The 20,700-nt window shown below is 42.8% G+C and carries 20 protein-coding genes; 6 read left to right on the top strand and 14 right to left on the bottom strand.

Going from position 1 to position 20,700, the window contains the following annotated elements; genetic code table 11:
• Positions 1-6 precede the first annotated feature (6 nt).
• On the bottom strand, positions 7-498 hold the full coding sequence (greB, locus tag KO511_RS08870) for a transcription elongation factor GreB (RefSeq protein ID WP_215987091.1): 492 nt from the start codon (positions 496-498) through the stop codon (positions 7-9).
• 179 nt (positions 499-677) lie between these two features.
• Here greB and ompR point away from each other — a divergent pair, with 179 nt between their 5' ends.
• Positions 678-1,397, top strand: a complete 720-nt coding sequence (ompR, locus tag KO511_RS08865) for an osmolarity response regulator transcription factor OmpR (RefSeq protein WP_215987090.1) — start codon at positions 678-680, stop codon at positions 1,395-1,397.
• Positions 1,398-1,466: 69 nt separating this feature from the next.
• Positions 1,467-2,798, top strand: a complete 1,332-nt coding sequence (gene envZ, locus KO511_RS08860) for a two-component system sensor histidine kinase EnvZ (protein ID WP_215987089.1) — start codon at positions 1,467-1,469, stop codon at positions 2,796-2,798.
• A 45-nt stretch (positions 2,799-2,843) separates the two neighbouring features.
• On the opposite strand, the gene KO511_RS08855 is transcribed toward envZ, so the two are convergent.
• From KO511_RS08855 to gspC, 12 genes are read right to left on the bottom strand one after another with little or no spacing between them, the layout of a single operon-like run.
• Positions 2,844-3,608 carry a type II secretion system protein N gene (locus KO511_RS08855; protein WP_215987088.1) on the bottom strand — a complete coding sequence of 255 codons (765 nt, stop codon included), beginning with the start codon at positions 3,606-3,608 and terminating at the stop codon, positions 2,844-2,846.
• A 6-nt stretch (positions 3,609-3,614) separates the two neighbouring features.
• On the bottom strand, positions 3,615-4,106 hold the full coding sequence (locus KO511_RS08850; RefSeq protein WP_215987245.1) for a type II secretion system protein M: 492 nt from the start codon (positions 4,104-4,106) through the stop codon (positions 3,615-3,617).
• A 23-nt stretch (positions 4,107-4,129) separates the two neighbouring features.
• Positions 4,130-5,341 carry a type II secretion system protein GspL gene (gene gspL, locus KO511_RS08845; RefSeq protein ID WP_215987087.1) on the bottom strand — a complete coding sequence of 404 codons (1,212 nt, stop codon included), beginning with the start codon at positions 5,339-5,341 and terminating at the stop codon, positions 4,130-4,132.
• Positions 5,304-6,329 (bottom strand): type II secretion system minor pseudopilin GspK, encoded by a 1,026-nt coding sequence (gene gspK, locus KO511_RS08840; RefSeq protein ID WP_215987086.1) that lies wholly within the window; start codon positions 6,327-6,329, stop codon positions 5,304-5,306. Before gspK ends, gspL begins: the two co-directional genes overlap by 38 nt.
• Positions 6,326-6,973, bottom strand: a complete 648-nt coding sequence (gene gspJ, locus KO511_RS08835; RefSeq protein WP_215987085.1) for a type II secretion system minor pseudopilin GspJ — start codon at positions 6,971-6,973, stop codon at positions 6,326-6,328. The genes gspK and gspJ overlap by 4 nt, the downstream gene beginning before the upstream one ends.
• Positions 6,960-7,313, bottom strand: a complete 354-nt coding sequence (gene gspI / locus KO511_RS08830) for a type II secretion system minor pseudopilin GspI (RefSeq protein WP_215987084.1) — start codon at positions 7,311-7,313, stop codon at positions 6,960-6,962. Before gspI ends, gspJ begins: the two co-directional genes overlap by 14 nt.
• Entirely contained in the window at positions 7,303-7,905 is a 603-nt protein-coding gene (gene gspH / locus KO511_RS08825; RefSeq protein ID WP_215987083.1) for a type II secretion system minor pseudopilin GspH, read from the bottom strand. Before gspH ends, gspI begins: the two co-directional genes overlap by 11 nt.
• A gap of 33 nt (positions 7,906-7,938) precedes the next feature.
• Positions 7,939-8,382, bottom strand: a complete 444-nt coding sequence (gene gspG, locus KO511_RS08820) for a type II secretion system major pseudopilin GspG (protein WP_215987082.1) — start codon at positions 8,380-8,382, stop codon at positions 7,939-7,941.
• A gap of 53 nt (positions 8,383-8,435) precedes the next feature.
• Positions 8,436-9,659, bottom strand: coding sequence for a type II secretion system inner membrane protein GspF (gspF, locus tag KO511_RS08815; protein WP_215987081.1), 1,224 nt, complete (start codon positions 9,657-9,659; stop codon positions 8,436-8,438).
• Positions 9,659-11,143: a type II secretion system ATPase GspE gene (gspE, locus tag KO511_RS08810; protein ID WP_215987080.1), complete on the bottom strand. Its 1,485-nt coding sequence runs from the start codon at positions 11,141-11,143 to the stop codon at positions 9,659-9,661. Before gspE ends, gspF begins: the two co-directional genes overlap by 1 nt.
• Positions 11,143-13,191, bottom strand: coding sequence for a type II secretion system secretin GspD (gspD, locus tag KO511_RS08805; RefSeq protein ID WP_215987079.1), 2,049 nt, complete (start codon positions 13,189-13,191; stop codon positions 11,143-11,145). Before gspD ends, gspE begins: the two co-directional genes overlap by 1 nt.
• 36 nt (positions 13,192-13,227) lie before the next feature.
• Positions 13,228-14,094: a type II secretion system protein GspC gene (gene gspC / locus KO511_RS08800; RefSeq protein ID WP_215987078.1), complete on the bottom strand. Its 867-nt coding sequence runs from the start codon at positions 14,092-14,094 to the stop codon at positions 13,228-13,230.
• A gap of 255 nt (positions 14,095-14,349) precedes the next feature.
• Here gspC and hslR point away from each other — a divergent pair, with 255 nt between their 5' ends.
• The 4 genes from hslR to KO511_RS08780 all read left to right on the top strand — a co-directional run bounded on the left by hslR (position 14,350) and on the right by KO511_RS08780 (position 19,767).
• Positions 14,350-14,736, top strand: coding sequence for a ribosome-associated heat shock protein Hsp15 (gene hslR, locus KO511_RS08795; protein ID WP_215987077.1), 387 nt, complete (start codon positions 14,350-14,352; stop codon positions 14,734-14,736).
• Between the two features lie 50 nt (positions 14,737-14,786).
• Positions 14,787-15,662, top strand: a complete 876-nt coding sequence (gene hslO, locus KO511_RS08790) for an Hsp33 family molecular chaperone HslO (protein ID WP_215987076.1) — start codon at positions 14,787-14,789, stop codon at positions 15,660-15,662.
• A 339-nt stretch (positions 15,663-16,001) separates the two neighbouring features.
• Positions 16,002-17,630, top strand: a complete 1,629-nt coding sequence (gene pckA / locus KO511_RS08785; RefSeq protein WP_215987075.1) for a phosphoenolpyruvate carboxykinase (ATP) — start codon at positions 16,002-16,004, stop codon at positions 17,628-17,630.
• A 181-nt stretch (positions 17,631-17,811) separates the two neighbouring features.
• Entirely contained in the window at positions 17,812-19,767 is a 1,956-nt protein-coding gene (locus KO511_RS08780; RefSeq protein WP_215987074.1) for an AsmA family protein, read from the top strand.
• Here the strand turns inward: KO511_RS08780 and KO511_RS08775 are convergent.
• Positions 19,722-20,660 carry a bifunctional GNAT family N-acetyltransferase/hotdog fold thioesterase gene (locus KO511_RS08775; RefSeq protein ID WP_215987073.1) on the bottom strand — a complete coding sequence of 313 codons (939 nt, stop codon included), beginning with the start codon at positions 20,658-20,660 and terminating at the stop codon, positions 19,722-19,724. The two genes, KO511_RS08780 and KO511_RS08775, sit on opposite strands and share 46 nt — an antisense overlap.
• Positions 20,661-20,700: the final 40 nt, after the last annotated feature.

The raw sequence follows: 20,700 nt of genomic DNA, 5'->3' as shown, positions 1-20,700 counted from the left end.
AGTTTATTAATTATTAGCATCATCTATTTGATAAACAATGCTGTTTACAAACCACTCTTTCTCTCCCTCAGGCGTTCTTACCATCACTTCATCGTCCACTTCTTTCTTAAGTAAAGCCCTAGCCATAGGTGAATCAATAGAAATATATCCTTTCGCATCTCCATAAATTTCATCAGGACCAACAATACGAAATTTTTTCACCTCTCCGGCTTGGTTTTCCACCTCAACCCAAGCACCAAAAAAAATCTTGCCTTCTTGCTGAGATGCGTAATCTATCACTTTAACCTGTTCCAAACGCTTGCGAAGATAACGCACTCTGCGGTCAATTTCACGAAGGCGCTTTTTGTTATATTGATAATCAGCATTTTCTGAGCGATCGCCTAAGCCGGCTGCCCAAGTCACTTTCTTAGTCACTTCAGGGCGCTCTTCTCTCCACAAATAGTCGAGTTCTTTTTTTAATCGTTGGAAGCCTTCTCGCGTGATCAAGTTTGTTTTCATAAGTTATGGGACTACTAAATTGAGCATGGCGTATACATTAGCCAAAAAGGGATAAAAAGGTAACAATGGTTAACAATTCTTTTGACCACTTTACGCAGAAGAATGTTACATTTTAGTCGGGATAAGAGCCCAATCGCGTCTCATTCTGAGCACTGGTTACAAATAGGTGGATTCATTTTATGCAAGAAAAGCACAAGATTTTAGTCGTTGATGACGATGCACGTTTGCGAGCACTACTAGAGCGTTACTTGTCTGAACAGGGATTTCAAGTTCGCAGTGTTGCCAACAGCGAACAAATGGACCGCCTATTGACCCGTGAAAACTTCCATTTAATGGTGCTGGATCTCATGCTACCAGGAGAGGACGGTTTATCTATCTGCCGACGGCTTCGCAACGCTAACAATATCCTTCCTATTTTAATGTTGACTGCCAAAGGTGACGAAATAGACCGCATTGTCGGGTTAGAGGTCGGCGCAGATGACTATTTACCAAAACCATTTAACCCGCGTGAATTACTCGCTCGGATTAAGGCAGTATTACGCCGTCAGACCATTGAACTTCCCGGCGCTCCGAGTGCCGAAGAGTCCATCGTGGAGTTTGGTGAATTTAGTCTCAACTTAGGTACACGTGAAATGTTCAAAAAGGATGAAGCCATGCCTCTGACTTCTGGTGAATTCGCCGTCCTCAAAGCACTGGTAACAAATGCGAGGGAACCCATGTCCCGTGACAAACTGATGAATATGGCAAGAGGTCGTGAATACTCTGCGATGGAGCGATCAATTGATGTACAAATATCGCGCCTACGTCGCATGCTTGAAATCGATCCGAGTAAGCCGCGCTATATACAAACTGTTTGGGGTTTAGGTTATGTTTTTGTTCCCGATGGTAAAGAGGCATAATGGATAATCCGGTAAGAATGCGAGCCTAAGTCTCACATTCCTTTGATTGATTGCGACTAAGGCTTTGGCATGCGTATTACGAGTTCATTTACCCAATCGATATTTATCTTCTTTACCTTACTTATCGCCAGCCAGATATACTCCTATTACGCCGTATTCAATTACGCTTTAATGCCTAGCCTACAGCAGTTTAATAAGATACTCGGTCATGAAATAAGCCTTATGCTAGATGACTCTGCAAATGCAGAGCACGAACTTCAAATGGATGCACCATTACGAAGAAGGGTGCTTGAACAGCTCGGTGTCACTCTTCATAGCGATGATAGCCCAATCGCAAGCGAATACTATCAAGGTATGAATATTGACCTAATGAGCGAAGAAATGAGCAAAGAGTTAGGTACTCAAACCGATGTACGTATGACGCTCGGCCCCGAGAGCTATGTACTGTGGTTAAAAATTGATTCCTTACCTGGCTCTTTACTACGTATTCCACTCTCTGAGTTACAAGAAAAAGACTTTGCACCGTTATTTCGTAATAGCTTAATCATGGTAGTGCTGATTGTTGCTGGTGGGTGGGTGGTGGTCCGCTTACAAAACAGACCATTGATCACCTTAGAAAAGGCTGCTAAAGGTGTGGGGCAAGGTAATATACCACCGCCTCTACCAATAAAAGGCGCTTCTGAAATTCGCGCAGTAACCATAGCATTCAACCAAATGGCTAAGGGTATTCAGGCCCTTGAAGAAGATCGAACACTTCTAATGGCAGGCATTAGTCACGACTTGAGAACCCCGTTAACACGCATCCGGCTTGCCACTGAGATGATGTCTCCACAAGATAGTTATCTTGCAGAGAGTATCATTAGCGACACCGAAGAATGCAACCAAATAATCAGTCAATTCATGGACTACCTAAAACCTGCAGACAGAGGCGCTTTCATTTCGGTAAACCTCAATGAAATAGCCAACGAGGTCGCCTCTGCTGAAGGTGGGTATGAAGTGAAAATTGAAACCGACTTTCACTTACCGCTCAAGCAAGCTCATGGTAACCCGATTGCCATAAAGCGAGCACTTACTAACTTAGTGATTAATGCAATCCGCTATGGTGACGGCTGGATTAAAATAAGCACAGGCGTCACTGCCGACCACACACTGGTGTGGGTTTGTGTTGAAGATAATGGCCCAGGTATTGAAGAAAACCAGATAGGCAAATTATTCGAGCCATTCACTCGGGGAGATACTGCACGTGGAAGTGAAGGTACAGGGCTAGGGCTAGCAATAGCTAAACGCATTGCCAATCAGCACCAAGGATGCGTGACTATCAGTAATCGTAGTATCGGTGGGCTTAGAGCTCAAATCAGCTTTCCGACGGCTAAAGCTGATTTGAGTATTTCCACATACTAGGATGGAAATTTACCATAAAGGCTATTTGCAAAAATATAAGTAGCTCTAGTTTACACGCCCTTGATAAGTAAACTGGTAACGGCCTTGTCCATCAGGCTCTGGTAGCCACCTTAGTTGTTCAGAAAAAGCCTGAGGGAAGTTGCCCTCTGGTTTAAACCATGCCGATGCTTGATAAGTACGATTGGGGCTCAACACGACATCAGCAGCACTACTTACATGCTGACTACTTTGCTCCGCATTTAGCGTAATTTCACTATTTTGACATGTAAAATTGGCCACCACTGGGCCTAAAGTCAATTCATCTAGAGGAGTGATGACTTTATCCGTATTCCAAACTAACGACCCCGATCCCGATTGACAATAAGGCGCATCATAGATCATAGACTTAATACTCAGCTCCACTTGGCCGGTTAATTCGACCGGAATTGGTAATGGTGGCGCCATATCTAGGACCTTTGCAACAGGAAGGGAAACAATTAAATTATATGCATACGGACCTGAAGTGCTCATACCAACAGTACCTCGCCCGTTAATCTTCATATCACTACCATGGCCAAAGCGCACCTGAGCCTCAATTTTTGCGGTCAAAAACTTGAGCGGCGCTAGCTGCCAATTGATTGCACCAAGGTTATTCTCTTGCCACTTAACACCTGCAGCATGCCCATTCCACATGCTGCCAGAAACCCCACTTAAAACAAGTTGTGAAGGTAACGGTAAATAATTCAATACAACCTGAGCTGGCACATGTGCTATGGCGCTAATCAAGAACACCATAAACAGAGCTAAACTCAGCAGAATCACTTTTTTCACTTCACTCTATCCTTTTACAAACTGGAGGCGCTTAATTTCAACAGTTCCTTCTTGATCGCCTTTATCTATATCCATAAATGTCGCTGACACACCATGCTTCTCTTTTAGAAAAGTCATCCAATCAACTAATCGATTAAACGGCATTGGTTGCACCCATACTTGTAATTCTTCACCACGAGGCTGAACCCTCACAAGCTCAGCACCAAAACGTGATGCCGAAGACGAAATCGATTGGTTTAAAGGCAAGCTTGAAGAAGAAACCCCGCCCTGTGCACGCAATTGACTAATACTATTCGCTTTATCTTTAACCCAACTCAGCAGTTGCTTTTCACTTTGGATCCGCTGCGTTGCCATCTCTGCCCTTTGGCTAACTGGTTGCACCACACCCCAATAAATAATGCCTAAGCACAAAAATGCACCGCAGGCCATCAGCATACGCTGCTCGCGCTGGCTGGTGCTTATCCACCAGCGCTGCACTGGCGTTAATAATTGTGATATTAATAACTGTTTCATCCGCCCCCCTATAGACTCTTAAGCACAAAGGTGCCGTTCACTAAAGAACCGGATTTACTCAGCTGTCCCTGCTCAACTGTAAATTGCTCTGACATTAGCTCCCTTGCCTTTTCAAAGGTTTGGAAGTCATTACTCTGAGCTTGCAATCGCACCTCATCACGGGAGCCATCATATTTAAAGCTAGTTAACTTAAGCCCAGGAACTTGCTTCATTGCTTTAGGCATTTTTATCATCCAGTTCAATACAGAGTCGCCACCACCACCCACTAATAGCTTCTCTTCACGCTTCAGCTCCCGTTTGAGGTAGGTAATCGTAGGAATTTTATTTTTGCTGGTTATCTGGCGAAAAATACGTTCACTCTCTTCTCGGTATGCATGGGCTTGTGCTTCTGCATTTTTTATTTCTAACCAGTTATTCACACTCAGCATAACCACTAAAATACCAGCCGCTATCCCGGTTTTACGCCATATATTGAGATGGCGACCAAATGAAGATTTAGGTTTGAATTCCCCTGAGAGTAAATTCATCTTACTCTGCACTGCACCTTCAGCAAGCAACTGCATGACTAACTGCGGTGATTCATTTTGCCAGTTCTGCCCTTCCGACAAACCAATAGCTGGTAATGCAGAAAAAGCCTTTAGCGATAGATAATCCTCACCTTGCTTAACCCAACTAGATTGCGCCAAAATAGTAAGCCAAGCTTGATCAACACTCACGGCCTGATACTGGCCTTTTTTTACCAACCACTGGCCATCTAATTCAACCGCCATTAGAGCCATGTCTTCAGCAACAGGCAAAGCAAGTGCATCAGGTAAGATCTTGTGCACTACAAATCCCAGCTCTAGGAAATCAGCAAGTATGGCCTCTAACCAACTATAATCTATGCCACAAACATGAGCTTGCCCATTTTGCTTGGCAAGTACAGTAAAATGCAATTCATCCACATCTTGAGCAATGTCATCTTCTAGCATAAATGGCAGCATTGGTTCTAACTGACGGCTCGCCCCTGCGGGAATGTCCAACGTAGTTAATACCAAATTCTCAGCTGATACTAATAAAATAAGCTGACGCCCTTCAGCGTAATGGGTAAGGTCTGATAAGTCCTGGTGATCTTGCAAATCACCACTCGCTATCACCTCTTGTTGGCTCTCTGACCAAACCAGCCATTGAATTACTGCTGTTTTATTTTTGCTCAGCCGAACGATTAGAAACTCGTTCACCGATACCTCCAAAGCGACGGCGTACTACCGTTGCAGTTTTTTTATCATCACTAAATAACAGGCTGCGCAGCCGCACCCTAGAATTGTCCACTAATACCTCAGCATCTAGCTCAAAATATTTACTATCAACACTCAGGTACTTCTTCGCTTGTTTTTTTGTCTCATCACTCAGTTGACTAATTACCGCCTGGTTCAGGAAGTCATCTATTGACGCCCAACCATCTCGCCCCCGCCCCTCAAGCACTTCTTTTGCTTGTGATGCGCTCAAGTTTGGATAAAACAAGGCAACTAATAAGGCCGCATGCTCTACAGGTATAGTATTGACATTCAGACGTAGCTCCGCGATTGGCAACGCGCAAATCATAGAGCTGATTTTTTCCATCACATCACCACTAACTTCTTTAACAGCCCGAAGCTCACTACTATCCGCTAATAAGGTGTTGGCACTAAGATACGCTGGGGATAAACCCTCATAATAACTATCTTCTGCCCCTGATGGTGAATTAACAGAGTCATTGCTATCGGTAAATTCCCATAGAGATTGAGCTATGGTTTCAGCTTGGTAATTCTCAACCTGTAACTCTTCAAGTAGATTTTGAAACCTAGCAACCAAAAAGGGGACTTGTGACGAGCCTGTACTCTGCTCTATATCAGATAATGCGTTAATATTGAAACACGCCTGCGCATCAACTAACTTACCACTCACAGTACCATAATCGAGCGGAAGACTATCAAATTCGTTAGCCCACTCTTGCGATAAATTAATGCTATCTGGGTTATCTTTATAACTTTGCTCGATCCCATATTTAGCTAATGCTTCAACGCCTAAACTGTACCAATATGCTTGTTGGTAATTTATTTGATTCTGTGCCCGTTTAAATTGAGTAAAAAGTCGATCAGCCATACTCGCTGAAATGCTCACCATAACAGCTAACAAAAGCAAAATAACAATCAGGGCCACACCATGTTGGGAGCGCCTAGCTGTCATTGCTTTTTCTCATCAGAAACATCGATGCTGCCCCCAGCAGTTAAATAAATTCGCTCAATTTTACCGTAATCTTTTAATTCCAGTTCAACAGCAACCGCCTTAGGTAACGCTTCTTTTTTAGTCCACTCTTCCTTCCAGTCTGAGCCATCTAAAAATTTAACTTCAAACGCTTCTACTTTATCTATTAGAGGCATAGTTATACCCTCTTGACCCGCCGGAGTATCTACATAACGCCACCATACGCGCTCAAGAACATCCTCTTTAATCCGATAACCGACTTTACTGATTTCCCCCCGGGGAAACTGCTGCTGTGGGTTATGCCATCCCAACCTGGTAAACATAATGCCCTTGGCATCAGAGTCTAAAAGATACTCTTTCCATTGCAGCAACATTCCATTTGGTTCTGCGCCATTAGTTCGAGTTTGGCGCACCGCCATTTGACGAAAATCGCCATCCATATAAACCAAAGCACGCTGCAGCGTTTTTAATCTCTCACTACGCTCAAGTGATAATGCATTGCTGCGTTGGACCTGATTAAGCACTTGATAAGCGCCAACACTCAAACTAGCAAAAATAGCAATTGCGACTAGGACTTCAATAAGCGTAAAACCACCTTGTATAAAAGGAGCTCTATTTCTGCACATAACTTCTTACCGTGACGACAGGAGAGCCTTTCTCCGTTGTCGAGACCTTAACATCAAACGCTTGCAAAATATCACCTTCAGTTTTCACAGGCTCTATCAACCAAAACCATTCTCGACCTGCTAATTCCTGTTTGCCTTTCTTTTTGCTCGGTTTACTTTCCGACAACAATACTTGCGCCATTTGGTTATCGGCAACTAATGCTGCAAAAGTTTTCTCTTCGAGATAACTCAGAGTATTTATATGTTGGCTCACCGAACGAATGGTTGCGATGGCTGCTGTTGCAAAAATAGCCAATGCCACCAACACCTCTAGCAATGTCATTCCACGCTTAGCTCTCATCCAGACTTTCTCCCGGAACCAAGAGCACTACCTGACCATTTTCTTTAGCAACCACTTTCCAGGCATCTTGTTCTACATCACCTTGCCGTGGGTAAATCGAAATGGTAAAAGGCGTCACCTCTCCACTAGAAACAATGAATACCTGTGGTGGTGGAAGTTTTTTCTTTTCAAAAAGGTCTTCAAACATATCATCATCAAACAAAGTACCCGGCTTGAACAAACGGTCATCATCTCCCCAAGCTCCTCCCCCCAGAGTTAAAGAAATCGCAGACGACTCCTTGAGCTTTGTTTGGTAGGGTATCTGATCTACATTGAGTTTCTTCCAACCCTCACTCTCTAGTGTCATCAGATAGTAGGTCGATTTTTTTTCATCTACTCGCAAACCAAAATCTCGACCACTCAACATAGCTTCTTCATTGAGCAAAAGAAGACGCTGATAAAGTGAATTTGCTTGCTTTTCAGATGCATCCTTTGCACTAGTGGGTAACGTTGATATCACAGCGACAGACGCCAGTGATACCAACACCAGAACCAGAAGGATTTCGAGTAATGTAAAGCCTGCTTGAAAGCGAGTTTCGTAATTTCGACACATAGGGAAAAGAGGGCAGCTTATGCCGCCTCTACCTTATTGAAAATCCTGAATATTCCAGTTGCCGATATCTGTATTGATACCTTCACCACCTTCCTGACCATCTGCTCCAAGCGTAAAGATATCAACATTACCGTGATCCCCCGGACTTAAATACTGGTAATCATTACCCCAAGGATCAGTCGGCAAGCGTCTAATATAACCACCTTCACGATAATTACGTGGCTCAGGGCTAGATGGCTTCTTAACCAATGCTTCTAAGCCTTGATCTGTATTCGGATACACGCTGTTATCTAATTTATACATATCGAGAGAATTCTCTAGCGCAACAATATCGGTAATAGCTTTTTGTTGATCTGCTTTCTCTTTATTGCCAAGCAAGTTAGGTACAACAAAACTGGCTAAAATACCTAAAATAACAATTACAACCATTACCTCTAACAGCGTAAAACCAGACTGTTTACTCATATTTCCTTTCATTACATTCTCCAAATAAAAACTCGTATCAAGATGGAAGAACCACCTTACTATGACTAACCACTCATTAAGTTGTTCATTTCTAAAATTGGCATCATGGTAGCCATCACAATAAACAGTACTAATCCCGCCATCAAAGCAATCAAAACGGGGGTAAATATACCCAAAGCGATATTAACTGTTGATTCGAAATTCGCATCTTGAGTATCTGCCGCACGAGTTAGCATACCCTCCAGCTCTCCACTTTGCTCACCGCTGGCAATCATGTGCAGCATCATAGGAGGGAATAACTTGGTCTGTTCAAGGGATTTACGCAGACTGGCTCCTTCTCGAACATTATCTGTGGCACTCAATACCTGCTGCTTTACATAGTGGTTAGACATCACATCAACAGCAACCTTCATGCCCTCAAGAATAGGAATTGCACTGGATGTACAAATTGACAAAGTACGCGCAAAACGTGACGTATTTAACCCGCGTGAGATTTTGCCGATTAAGGGCATATGTACAACTTTACGATCCCAACTCAATCGCACATTGGGTTTGCTCAAAGCAAATTTAAACAAATAAATGAATGCTATGATGACAAAAAGAACCTGTATTCCCCAATGTTGAATAAAGTCACTAGATGCTAAAAGAATCTGAGTTGATTGAGGTAATTCCTGCCCCATTTGCACGAACTGACCAATAATTTTAGGTACAACCGCTGCCAACAAAAATGCCACGATACAAACCGCAAAAACTACCAAAACCACTGGATAAATCATCGCTTGTTGCAACTTAGAACGCATTTTCTGGCGATTTTCAGCATAGTCAGCTAAGCGCTCCAATACCGCATCTAGATGACCCGATTTTTCACCCGCTGAAACCATAGAGCGGAACAAATCATCAAAGATGTGTGGAAAGTCGGCCAAACTATCCGAAAGAGTGTAACCCTCTGTCACTTTTGAGCGCACCGCAAGTAACATATTTCGAATACGTGGTTTTTCCGATTGCTCGGAAACCGCCTTGAGGCACTCTTCTAAAGGCATACCTGATTGAACCAGGGTCGCCAATTGGCGAGTGATCAACGCCAAGTCAGGGGTGCTAATACCACGCTTAAAAGTTAACCCTGCTTGGTCGGCTTGCTTCTTGGCTTTCTGCCGAGTTTCACTGACCTCAACAGGCATCAACCCCTGCTCTTTGAGTCGAGCTCTAACCTGACGAGCATTATCACCCTCAATGACACCTTTTTGAGTTTTGCCTTTTTTATTCAGTGCTTTATATTCAAACGCCGCCATTAACCTTCCTTAGTCACTCTCAGCACTTCTTCAAGAGAAGTCACTCCCAGACGGACCTTACTTAAACCGTCCTGACGAATGCTTGGCGTATATTGGCGAATAACTTTCTCGATTGCCTGCTCACCGGCTTCACTATGGATATTTTCTTGTACCTGTTCATCCACAACCAATAGCTCATGAATACCTGTACGACCTCGATAACCTTTATTGTTACAGTGTTCACAGCCCTTAGGCTTAAACAAAGTCAGATCATCTTGCTCATCAACATTAAACAGTTTTTTGGTTTCTCTATCAGCTTGATAGGGCTCTTTGCATTCAGAGCATAAGGTCCGCACCAGACGTTGAGCCAGTACACCCAATAAGGAAGAAGAGATCAAGAAAGGCTCAATTCCCATGTCTCGCAAACGTGTAATTGCACCCACAGCAGTATTAGTATGCAAGGTTGACATAACCAGGTGCCCTGTTAAAGATGCCTGAACAGCAATCTGAGCCGTTTCTAAATCTCGAATTTCGCCAACCATGACAACATCGGGGTCTTGACGCAATATGGCCCTCAGCCCACGAGCAAAGGTCATATCTACCTTAGGGTTCACCTGAGTCTGGCCAATACCATCAATATCAAATTCAATTGGATCTTCAACAGTAAGAATGTTGCGTTCATTACTATTAATCTCCTGAAGTCCTGCATACAAGGTGGTCGATTTACCAGAACCTGTCGGGCCTGTCACCAAAATGATACCGTGAGGTCGTTCTATCATAGTACGGAAATTAGCATGATTAGCAGGCGTCATACCTAAGCTATGCAAGTCAAGGCGAGTGGCATTTTTATCTAACAGACGCATTACCACACGCTCACCATGCGAAGAAGGCATCGTCGACACACGAACATCAACCGCTCTACCACCAATACGCAATGAGATTCGGCCATCTTGAGGAACACGTTTTTCAGCGATATCCAACTTAGCCATAACTTTAACCCGAGAGACCAACAAAGGGGCAAGTTTACGGCTGGGCGATAATACATCCCGCAAAACACCATCAACACGAAAACGAATAGATAGTGCTTTTTCAAAGGTCTCGATGTGAATATCGGAAGCACCTTCTTTAATCGCTTCACCAAGCATGGCATTTATCAGCTTTATAATAGGCGCGTCGTCGTCAGACTCAAGCAAGTCCTCATCCTGCGGCAGGTCTTCTGCCAAAGAAAAGAAGTCATCATTATCTGCGCCAAGGTCTTCCATCAACTGACGTGCCTCTGATGAATCGCGCTGATATGCTTCTGTAAGCTTGGCGTCAAAAGCATCTTTCGATATCTCTTGAATATCAAAATGCTCGCCAACCACTCGTTTAACTTCGAGCAAAGCTTCAAAGGCTAAAGGTGAGACATAATGCAATACAACCCCTAATTCACCAGGCTCCAACACCATCTTAAATCGATTGGCGAAACTAAAGGGGAGGCGGCGAAATGTGATTATTTCATCCATCACTTAGTTTCCATCTGATCCAAGAAAGCCTGAATTTCAGCAGGGTGTCGGATATCATCTCCAAACTTAGGCAATACTGGCGTTGGAACATCCTCCATTAACTTGATGCCATCTTCTGCCTTATACAATTGTTCAGCTCGGATAAAATTATATTTGCGCTGCGTAATTCCATCAGCTGTCAAACCATCACGTAAAATAGTCGGCTTGATAAATACCATTAGATTCGATTTAGTCTTTTGTGAACTGGTCGATTTAAACAGTCGGCCTAGATAGGGAATATCACCCAAAAGCGGCACTTTAGATTCGGTTTCTTGGGTACGTTCATCTATTAAACCACCCAGAACAATCATTTGCCCATCTTCAACCATAACTGTGGTATTGAGCTGACGTTTAGCAAAACTTACATCCACCGCCGCATTTGCGGTAGCAGGCAGAACGTTGGAGACTTCCTGATTAATCGTTAATTGTACCGAAGTACCTTCATTAATTTGTGGTGTTACCGTTAGCTGAATACCGACATCCTTACGTTCAACAGTTTGGAATGGGTTCTCGTTATTGGACCCTGTCTGAGAACCTGTTAGTACAGGTATTTCTTCTCCGACAATAAACTTTGCCTCTTCATTGTCCACCACCGTGATACTCGGAGAAGAAAGAATATTAGAACTTGTATCACTAGATACTGCGCTAATCAAAGCTGTCCAGTCACCCATTACCACACTTAAAGCAGCACCATTTACTCCACCTAATGCTGAAGCCAAGGTAGAATAATCACCACTTTCAGTTGTAATCTGCTCAACATAACCAGCACTGTTGGCAGCAGCATTATCAGGATCATAAGTCAAATTTGAGTTTTCTGTATCCTTCGCTTCTTCAAGACCAACCAAAACCTGGCCAATAGATGCGCCTGTATTACCATATTGAATCACGGCGCCTGTTTCTAGTGAACCCCATTGCACGCCTAAGTTAATACCATCACCTTCAGACAATTCGACAATCAAAGCTTCAATTAACACCTGCGCACGGCGAATATCAATCTGAGAAATAACATCCAGTAAGGAATTCATAATATCTGGCGGCGCTGTCAGCACAAGTGCATTAGTACCTTCATGAGCAGATATCATGACTTCGGTGCGCTTAGAGCTTTTCGCTGCTTTAGAACCCGATGATTTTTCTTCCTCAAGGTTTTCAGATACGCCCTTCAGAACATCAACTAAGTCTTCCGCTTTTGCATATTTTAGATAAACAACACGGTTATTACCTTTCGATGCCATTTCAACATCAAGCTGCTTGATCAGTCTGCGCAAACGTTGGCGAACCTGTGGATCCCCAGAGATAAGTATCGAGTTAGTTCGATCATCGGCTACCAATTTAGGCTGAAGAAAAGCAGGGGTACTTTTGTTATCCGTTGTTTTATTTAAAGCTTCAACAATACGCACCATTTCTGCTGCTGAAGCATTATCAAGTTCAACAACTTCAATTTCCTTATCCCCAGCCTGATCAACTCGCTTGATAATATCAGCCAACCGATTAACTACCGCCGCACGCCCGGTAATAAGAATAATATTGGCAGGATCGTAATGAACTACATTACCAGCACCCGCATTATCATTGAGTTGACGCAACAAAGGGGATAACTCTCGAACCGACACATTTCGCACTGCCACAACCCGAGTAACCACTGCATCACCGCCAATAGCACCATCACCAACAACAGGAATGGCCGAAGTTTTGGCATCTTTAGACTTAATAACCTTAATCACGCCATTGTCCATTTCAACCACAGCGTATCCGTAAACTTCAAGAACATTGAGAAAAAAGCTGTAATATTGTTTTTCGGTCAACATGTCATAGCTTCGGACGTCAATTTTCCCTCGCACAGAAGGGTCGACTATAATGGTTTTTTCTAGATTCCGGCCAACAATATTAATGAATTCCTGAATATCTGTGCCTTTAAAACTTGCACTATATTCATTCGCCACTGCCATTGCTGGAGACATCAATAAGCTTCCTGCCAAAAGCCAAGCGCTTTTTTTAAGCCAATGGTTCACTTTTTACTCCTCGGAATGATTCATGCATCCGCATCATTATAATTCAATATAAATTTCAAAAGATTGGCTATCTCTTTCTACCGTTAGATTAAGCTCGGTAAGCTGAGATATGTTTTTAAAAATCTCCCCCATTGCCGCTGGGTCACTGAGATTTTGGCCATTAAGTTGGGTCGCCACATCCCCTGGTTTTAAACCCACAGATTCAAACAACTCTTTATCTTTACCTGGGGATAAGCGATAACCTATCACTTCACCATCTCTTTTCATCTGAGACATGCGAACATACTGGAAAATCTGTTTGGGATCTTTGCGGATAACTGAACGAATTTCCTCTAACTTATCTAGCGACACGTCTGCCTTTATTGCTTTGGTTTTAGGTTGGGGTTGAGGGTCTTTAGTATACTTTAACCCTTCTAGCATCACTGTCTCGTTACGACCAGAGTTATCAACAATTATACGGTCATAGAGCACCTGAACAACCTTTGCTCGTGTTCCTTCAAGCGTTTCACCAATACCATAAGTAGCTTGTTGACCACGATTAGACACCACGGCTAAATTCTTTCCCTCTTCACTACTAGTAACCACACCAACAAGAACAACACTCAAGCGACTTTTGGGTGCGTCTGTGACGACCTTTTTCTTTACTACAGGCGCTTCAGTCTGATAACGACCAAATAAATTACTATTTTGTAAATCTGCAATATTCAGCCCGCTCTCTTTACTAACACCGCCAGAAAGCAAAGTAGGCTGCCAAGGCGTGACAGATTGAGACTCCAAAGGCTTCCAAACAAGAATACCAGCAACCCAGGCACTTAGGGCCAACAAAATAACAGTTGCTGCTATACTCAGGCGATCCTGATTTTTCAGAAAACTGTCCAGTTGAATTACACCACGAATATTCACTCACAATCCTTTTTATAACCAGCTGACTAGGTCATGCCAAATATAATTTACCCAAGTAGAGCATTGTTAAATTTATGTTTTTCTTTGAACTGAGCATTCTACCAAAATATTGTACAGTCAACATAGGAAACGGACTGATTAGCATACAAAGGGGCTGATTTTTGCTACGTACCTTGAAAAATGAGCGCTTCATCACCATTGTTACTTCAATAATTTGGCACAAGATTGATCATTAGTCAGGGGTTAGTATCCACTATGGGCACCGAAATCGAAGCAGTGCGACTTGATAAATGGCTCTGGGCTGCACGTTTTTACAAAACACGCTCTATTGCTAGGAACATGGTCGATGGGGGAAAGGTTCATTATAATGGACAACGCAGCAAACCAAGTAAAGCCGTAGAGATTGGTGCAATAATTACTCTTCGCCAAGGGCATGAAGAAAAAACCATAGTGATAGAAAAAATTTCAGCTCACAGGCGTGGTGCGCCAGAAGCCGTGACACTTTACAGCGAAACCAAAAGTAGTGTCATTAAACGGGAAGAAAATGCTAATCAACGTAAACTTCACGCACACAACCCAAGCCCAGACCGTCGCCCTGACAAAAAACAACGGCGCGATATTATTAAATTCAAACACCAATAAATATCAATCTATAACATCTGAAATGCACCATACGCACAAGGAAATACTTAATGGCACACAATGTTTTGAACCGCTATCTTTTTGAAGACCTGTCTGTACGTGGCGAATTGGTACAATTGGACGACGCATTTCAACAGATTATTTCCAGCAAAGAATATCCCGCACCACTAAAAAATCTATTAGGTGAACTGCTAGTCTCAACAACTTTATTAACCGCAACTCTAAAGTTCGAAGGCTCTATCACCATGCAGTTGCAGGGCGATGGCCCAGTATCTTTAGCCGTAATCAATGGTGACAACGATCAAAAAGTCCGTGGGATAGCACGTTGGGAAGGCAAGATTGAAAGCAATGCAACTATTCATGACATGATGGGCAAAGGTTATTTAGTGATTACCATTGAGCCTAAAAAGGGAGAACGCTATCAGGGCATCGTTGCTCTTGAAGGTAACAACTTAGCAGAAATTTTAGAAGGCTACTTTGCTAATTCAGAACAGCTCAAAACTCGCCTCTGGATCCGCACTGGTGAACATGAAGGAAAACCACAAGCAGCAGGCATGTTGATTCAGGTCATGCCAGATGGTAAAGGAGGTGAGGAAGACTTCGAGCATCTAGAGCAGCTGACGGATACGGTAAAAAATGATGAGCTATTTACCCTACAGGCAAACGATTTACTCTATCGTCTATATAACCAAGAAAAAGTCCGTTTATATCAACCGCAGCCTGTTGCTTTCCATTGTGGCTGCTCCAGAGAGAAAAGCGGTGCTGCTATCGTTACTCTAGGTCATGCAGAAGTAGACAACATTCTAGATGAAATCGGCTCAGTTTCCTTACACTGTGATTATTGCGGTACAACCTATTCTTTTGACCAAACTCAAGTAGCAGAATTATTCAATCAGACTAACTCCGGCGATAATACGCTGCATTAATTCATATAGCGTAAAAAGCTCGTAATTTTTCATTCAAAAAGCCAGCTAATACCTGGTTTTTTTGTGACTTAAAACACGATAATCCTGACTTATGACGTAATAAAATAACCACTTAATTTTCGTAAATTAATAATCAATTTATCTCTAGCGCAATCCTTTGCGTGCACGATACACTGTATCTGCTATTGTGTGATGAGTCGCTGAAAACCAGATTGCGAACATGGATTCTTTTTGAACTATATCCCTGTTTTGCACAGCACCCGTTGTTAGCATGGTGAGCAAATAACCAATAAAACATTATTAGAACATCCCTACGATATATTCCTACAAGGAGCACCTATGACCGTTATGGAGCATGCACAGGCTGCAACAATTGATCTTACCAAACATGGGCTTCACAACGTAAAAGAAGTTGTTCGCAACCCAAGTTACGAAATGCTGTTCGAAGAAGAAACTCGCGCCGACTTACAGGGCTATGAGAAGGGCGTGATAACAGAACTAGGTGCCGTGGCTGTGGACACTGGTATTTTCACTGGGCGCTCACCGAAAGATAAGTACATAGTAAAAGACACCACAACAGAAGAACACATGTGGTGGACTTCTGACTCAGTAAAGAATGATAACAAGCCTATCACTCAACAAGTCTGGGATGATCTTAAAGAGCAAGTTACTAGCCAACTATCAGAAAAGCGTGTATTTGTCGTTGATGGTTATTGCGGCGCAAATCCAGATACTCGCCTTAGTATCCGGGTGATCACTGAGGTTGCTTGGCAAGCGCATTTCGTAAAAAATATGTTCATTCGTCCTAGTGAAGAAGAACTACAAACTTTTGAACCTGATTTCGTCGTAATGAATGGCGCCAAATGTACCAATCAAAAATGGCAAGAACATGGCCTAAATTCAGAAAACTTTACCGTATTTAACCTAACCGAACGCATGCAACTCATCGGTGGTACTTGGTACGGCGGTGAAATGAAAAAAGGCATGTTCGCCATGATGAACTATTTCCTGCCCTTGCAAGATATCGCATCGATGCATTGCTCTGCTAATATGGGTAAAGATGGCGATGTGGCTATTTTCTTTGGCTTATCCGGCACAGGTAAGACAACACTATCGACAGATCCTAAACGCGCACTAATCGGTGATGATGAACATGGCTGGGATGATGACGGCGTGTTTAACTTTGAAGGTGGTTGTTACGCTAAAACCATCAAGCTATCCAAAGAAGCAGAACCCGATATTTTTAACGCCATCAGACGCGATGCACTGCTAGAGAATGTTACTATTCTTAGCGATGGCGCTATCGACTTTGATGATGGGTCTAAAACTGAAAACACTCGTGTTTCTTACCCAATAGAGCATATAGAAAATATTGTTAAGCCAGTATCAAAAGGCGGCCATGCCAACAAAGTAATTTTCCTATCTGCCGATGCATTTGGTGTTTTACCACCAGTATCTAAGCTCACGCCAGAACAAACTAAATACCACTTCCTATCTGGCTTCACTGCCAAGCTAGCAGGAACAGAGCGTGGTATTACAGAACCAACACCAACCTTTTCAGCGTGCTTTGGTGCAGCTTTCCTAACCTTACATCCAACCAAATATGCTGAGGTATTGGTTAAGCGCATGGAAGCAGCAGGTGCAGAAGCGTACTTGGTCAATACAGGCTGGAACGGCAGCGGTAAACGTATATCCATTCAGGATACTCGTGGCATCATAGATGCCATCTTAGATGGTTCGATTGAGAAAGCAGAAACCAAGCACATTCCTATCTTCAATCTAGAAGTGCCAACAGCGCTGCATGATGTGGACTCTAACATCCTAGATCCTCGCGATACATACGCAGACCCCCTACTGTGGGAAAGCAAAGCTAAAGATCTAGCCCAGCGCTTCATTAATAACTTTGCCAAGTATACCGATAATGATGAAGGTAAGTCTTTGGTTGCTGCCGGACCACAATTAGATTAATTCAACCATCGTTAATGGGCTTAAGTTCAATCCCAACGAAAGTTGAAAGCACTTGGAATTAGTAATAAAACAATTTTACAGGTTGATTTCATGTTCTAAGCCCCTATTAAAAGGGGCTTTTTGTTGCCTGATGAAGAAAAATGCTCCAAGCTAGCTAAATCTGCTCAATAGGAAGGTTGGGATGTTCAAAAAAGCACTACTGGTTACGACTGTAACGACGTTGGGCATAATCAGCTTGTTGATGCTCTCATTATTTTTTCTACTTCAATCCAGTTACTCGGGAAAAGTCGTCAATGTAATGCTCAACCAACTTACCCCCTACACTGTGAGTGTACAACAAGCTTCTTACTCTCCTCCATACCAACTAACACTTATGGATGTTGAAGTTAATAGTGATTCTCAACTCATCCATATACCTAAGCTTTCGCTCTGGCTATCTTCTTCATTATGGAAAAATCAAAAACTATCTTTAGATTCTATTCTCATAGAAGAAGCAAACTTGGATCTTGCAGTGCTGAGTTCACCGCTTCTAAAATCGATGAACATTCAGCAACTCGCTCTCCAAAATGTTGATATTAAGGCACCAAATTGGTCGGCAAGGGACGTTAATATCCAAATAAAGCAACCTCAATGGCTTTCGCCACAACAAAACCTACCTTATGGAGAAATTCAGTTATCAGCTCAGCAATTGTATGTAGGTGGGGAAGCCTTAGATAAATTGCTAATTGACGCGCAATATCAAAGCAAAAACAGTACAATTTATGGCGCTTCATTTAAATGGTATGGTGCAGACATTTCCGGCCAAGCAGAGCAATTTAAACAAGGTTGGTCACTGATTAATGTCACCGTTAATAAACTCAAACTGCCACACTCATCCTCAATTAGCACATTGCTATCTAAATTTGAGGTACTCGACCTGCCCTTTTATCACATCAATAGTTTGGATATTATTAATAGCGACTTACATTACGCTGGCTGGCAATTTAACCAAATCGATGCCTCACTAGAAAATCTTTTACTCGATAGAACAATCTGGCAACAAAAGCAGACCAAGTTATCATTTGATGCCGAAAGTATCGACTTTAGTCAGCTACGCTTGGTTGGCCCAACAGCAAAACTGACTCTGGGTGATAACGGTATTTCTTTAGATGAATTCGATGCAGACTTCAAGCAAGGTCGCTTGCAGATGAGCGGTATATGGAGTAAAAAAAACCTACGTATAAACTGGTTAAAAGCGTCAGGCATTAAATGGGTAGACGATGTAAATCAGTCATTTATATCATTATCTAATGCCTCAAGTATTCTAGAATCGCTGACCATTAAACAACTTGAGATAAAGAATTCTCAGCTAATTCAAGTCGAACAGCGTCCATACTGGCAGTTATCTGGTGTGAACATAGAAGGACAACACTTGAATTTGATTCAAGATGGAGAGGTCAACCTTTACAACGGCAGCTTAGAAGTGAGCGCAAACAATGCCAGTATTGATAATTTTTTAACATCACAAGCAATCATCAATGTAACAGCTAAAAGTGGTGATATTAGCTTAGAACGTGCTTTCCTACCCTTAGCCAAGGGATACATAGAAGCTAATGGTAGATGGCAGCGACAAGCGATTAGCGATCCTTGGTACCTATCATTACATTTAGATGGGCTTCCCATCGATCAGCCTTTACTGCAAGCTCGATTGCCCTTTCAAGTAACAGGAATGGCTGAAGCAGATGTTGAACTTAATGGCCTCTCTGGTGACTACCCGATTTTAGCGCATAGCCTCACTGGCTCCATCGATTTGCAGTTACACAATGCAGCACTGCAAGTACAAAAAGCTGATAATACCATTGACTACCAGCAAGAATGGCCTCTCGATACTGTAAAGATACGCATAGATAGAGGCCGAATAAATATCAACTCACGAGGGAGCAAAGCAGAATTAGCAGGCAATATTGACCTCACTAAATATCACTTTGGGACCCTACTTTTCACCAGCGAAAATGGCTGTAAGAGGCTTTGGTCCGATATTCTTAGTCAAACAAATGTTACTCAGCAACTCTGCCCATCCCCAACAAACGAATCCACCTCCAATAAACCAGATCAGGATTCATCACTTGATAAAGGTAAGCCAAGAACAGACTTATAATTTGGCAGTAACATGTATGTGCCTACAAATTCAACAGCAGTTACATCACCGCTATAAATAGTCACATATATAATGATGCGCGCCTTGCGTCCAGAAGCAAGTCTATCTAAATCACCGCTTATGCCATCTAAAGAGGTAGATGCTACTGGGTTCTGAGTCACTGGGTGACGATAACGAATCTGACTATCTGCTAAAACAATATCACCACTTAAACCACGCTCTTTCATCAGAAGCCACGTCATTCCCCAACCAGTAAGTGTCGCCAATGTAAAGGCAGAGCCAGCAAACATTGTGTTATGAGGGTTTAAGTTAGGATTAAGCTGGGAGCCACACTCAAACTGATAACCTGTGTACTGATTGATCTTGATGCCCATTTTATCACTGATAGGGATCTGGTGTTCCCAACGTTCTTGCAATTCAGTACACCAATCTGGCCGACGCAATACATTAGACATAGGATCTAATTGCTTAACCATTTGTTGATGACGAATTGGCCCTCGTTCATCAGTGAGTTCACCCCGCCGTTCAAAGCCATTCTTTTCATAAAAAGAAATGGCATCCTCACGTGCATTACACACTAAGCGCTTGGCACCGTCTTGACGAGCTAGTGACTCTAATGCCACCATAACTAAAGAGCCCACACCTTTACTGCGGCGAGTATTTTTTACAGCCATATAGCGAATCTGCCCTTCGCTATCTGGCGTAATATACAAACGCCCGACGGCCATCGGCCTTCCTCTTCCATCCACAATCATACGATGATGGCTCATTGGATCGTACTCATCCCGCTCAGAACCAATTGGCATACGCCATGGTTCACGCAACATCTGCCAGCGAAAATGATAGTATTTGTTAAGTTGGTTGTCCGTTTTAGGCGTGATCAGCTTAAACATAAAAATCCCTGTTAATGGCTGCGCTAAGGCACCAGCCTTT

Origin of the sequence: Vibrio hepatarius, from assembly GCF_018860525.1 — a bacterium.
Taxonomy (GTDB): domain Bacteria; phylum Pseudomonadota; class Gammaproteobacteria; order Enterobacterales; family Vibrionaceae; genus Vibrio; species Vibrio hepatarius_B.
Note: the sequence above shows the minus strand (reverse complement) of the source record. Positions and strands in the feature narration are given on the sequence as shown.

Excerpts from the sequence above, each read along its gene's own strand:
- greB (WP_215987091.1), bottom strand. The coding sequence starts at position 498 with ATGAAAACAAACTTGATCACGCGAGAAGGCTTCCAACGATTAAAAAAA.
- ompR (WP_215987090.1), top strand. The coding sequence starts at position 678 with ATGCAAGAAAAGCACAAGATTTTAGTCGTTGATGACGATGCACGTTTG.
- envZ (WP_215987089.1), top strand. The coding sequence starts at position 1,467 with ATGCGTATTACGAGTTCATTTACCCAATCGATATTTATCTTCTTTACC.
- gspK (WP_215987086.1), bottom strand. The coding sequence starts at position 6,329 with ATGACAGCTAGGCGCTCCCAACATGGTGTGGCCCTGATTGTTATTTTG.
- gspJ (WP_215987085.1), bottom strand. The coding sequence starts at position 6,973 with ATGTGCAGAAATAGAGCTCCTTTTATACAAGGTGGTTTTACGCTTATT.
- gspI (WP_215987084.1), bottom strand. The coding sequence starts at position 7,313 with ATGAGAGCTAAGCGTGGAATGACATTGCTAGAGGTGTTGGTGGCATTG.
- gspH (WP_215987083.1), bottom strand. The coding sequence starts at position 7,905 with ATGTGTCGAAATTACGAAACTCGCTTTCAAGCAGGCTTTACATTACTC.
- gspG (WP_215987082.1), bottom strand. The coding sequence starts at position 8,382 with ATGAAAGGAAATATGAGTAAACAGTCTGGTTTTACGCTGTTAGAGGTA.
- gspF (WP_215987081.1), bottom strand. The coding sequence starts at position 9,659 with ATGGCGGCGTTTGAATATAAAGCACTGAATAAAAAAGGCAAAACTCAA.
- gspE (WP_215987080.1), bottom strand. The coding sequence starts at position 11,143 with ATGGATGAAATAATCACATTTCGCCGCCTCCCCTTTAGTTTCGCCAAT.
- hslR (WP_215987077.1), top strand. The coding sequence starts at position 14,350 with ATGGGCACCGAAATCGAAGCAGTGCGACTTGATAAATGGCTCTGGGCT.
- hslO (WP_215987076.1), top strand. The coding sequence starts at position 14,787 with ATGGCACACAATGTTTTGAACCGCTATCTTTTTGAAGACCTGTCTGTA.
- pckA (WP_215987075.1), top strand. The coding sequence starts at position 16,002 with ATGACCGTTATGGAGCATGCACAGGCTGCAACAATTGATCTTACCAAA.
- KO511_RS08780 (WP_215987074.1), top strand. The coding sequence starts at position 17,812 with ATGTTCAAAAAAGCACTACTGGTTACGACTGTAACGACGTTGGGCATA.
- KO511_RS08775 (WP_215987073.1), bottom strand. The coding sequence starts at position 20,660 with ATGTTTAAGCTGATCACGCCTAAAACGGACAACCAACTTAACAAATAC.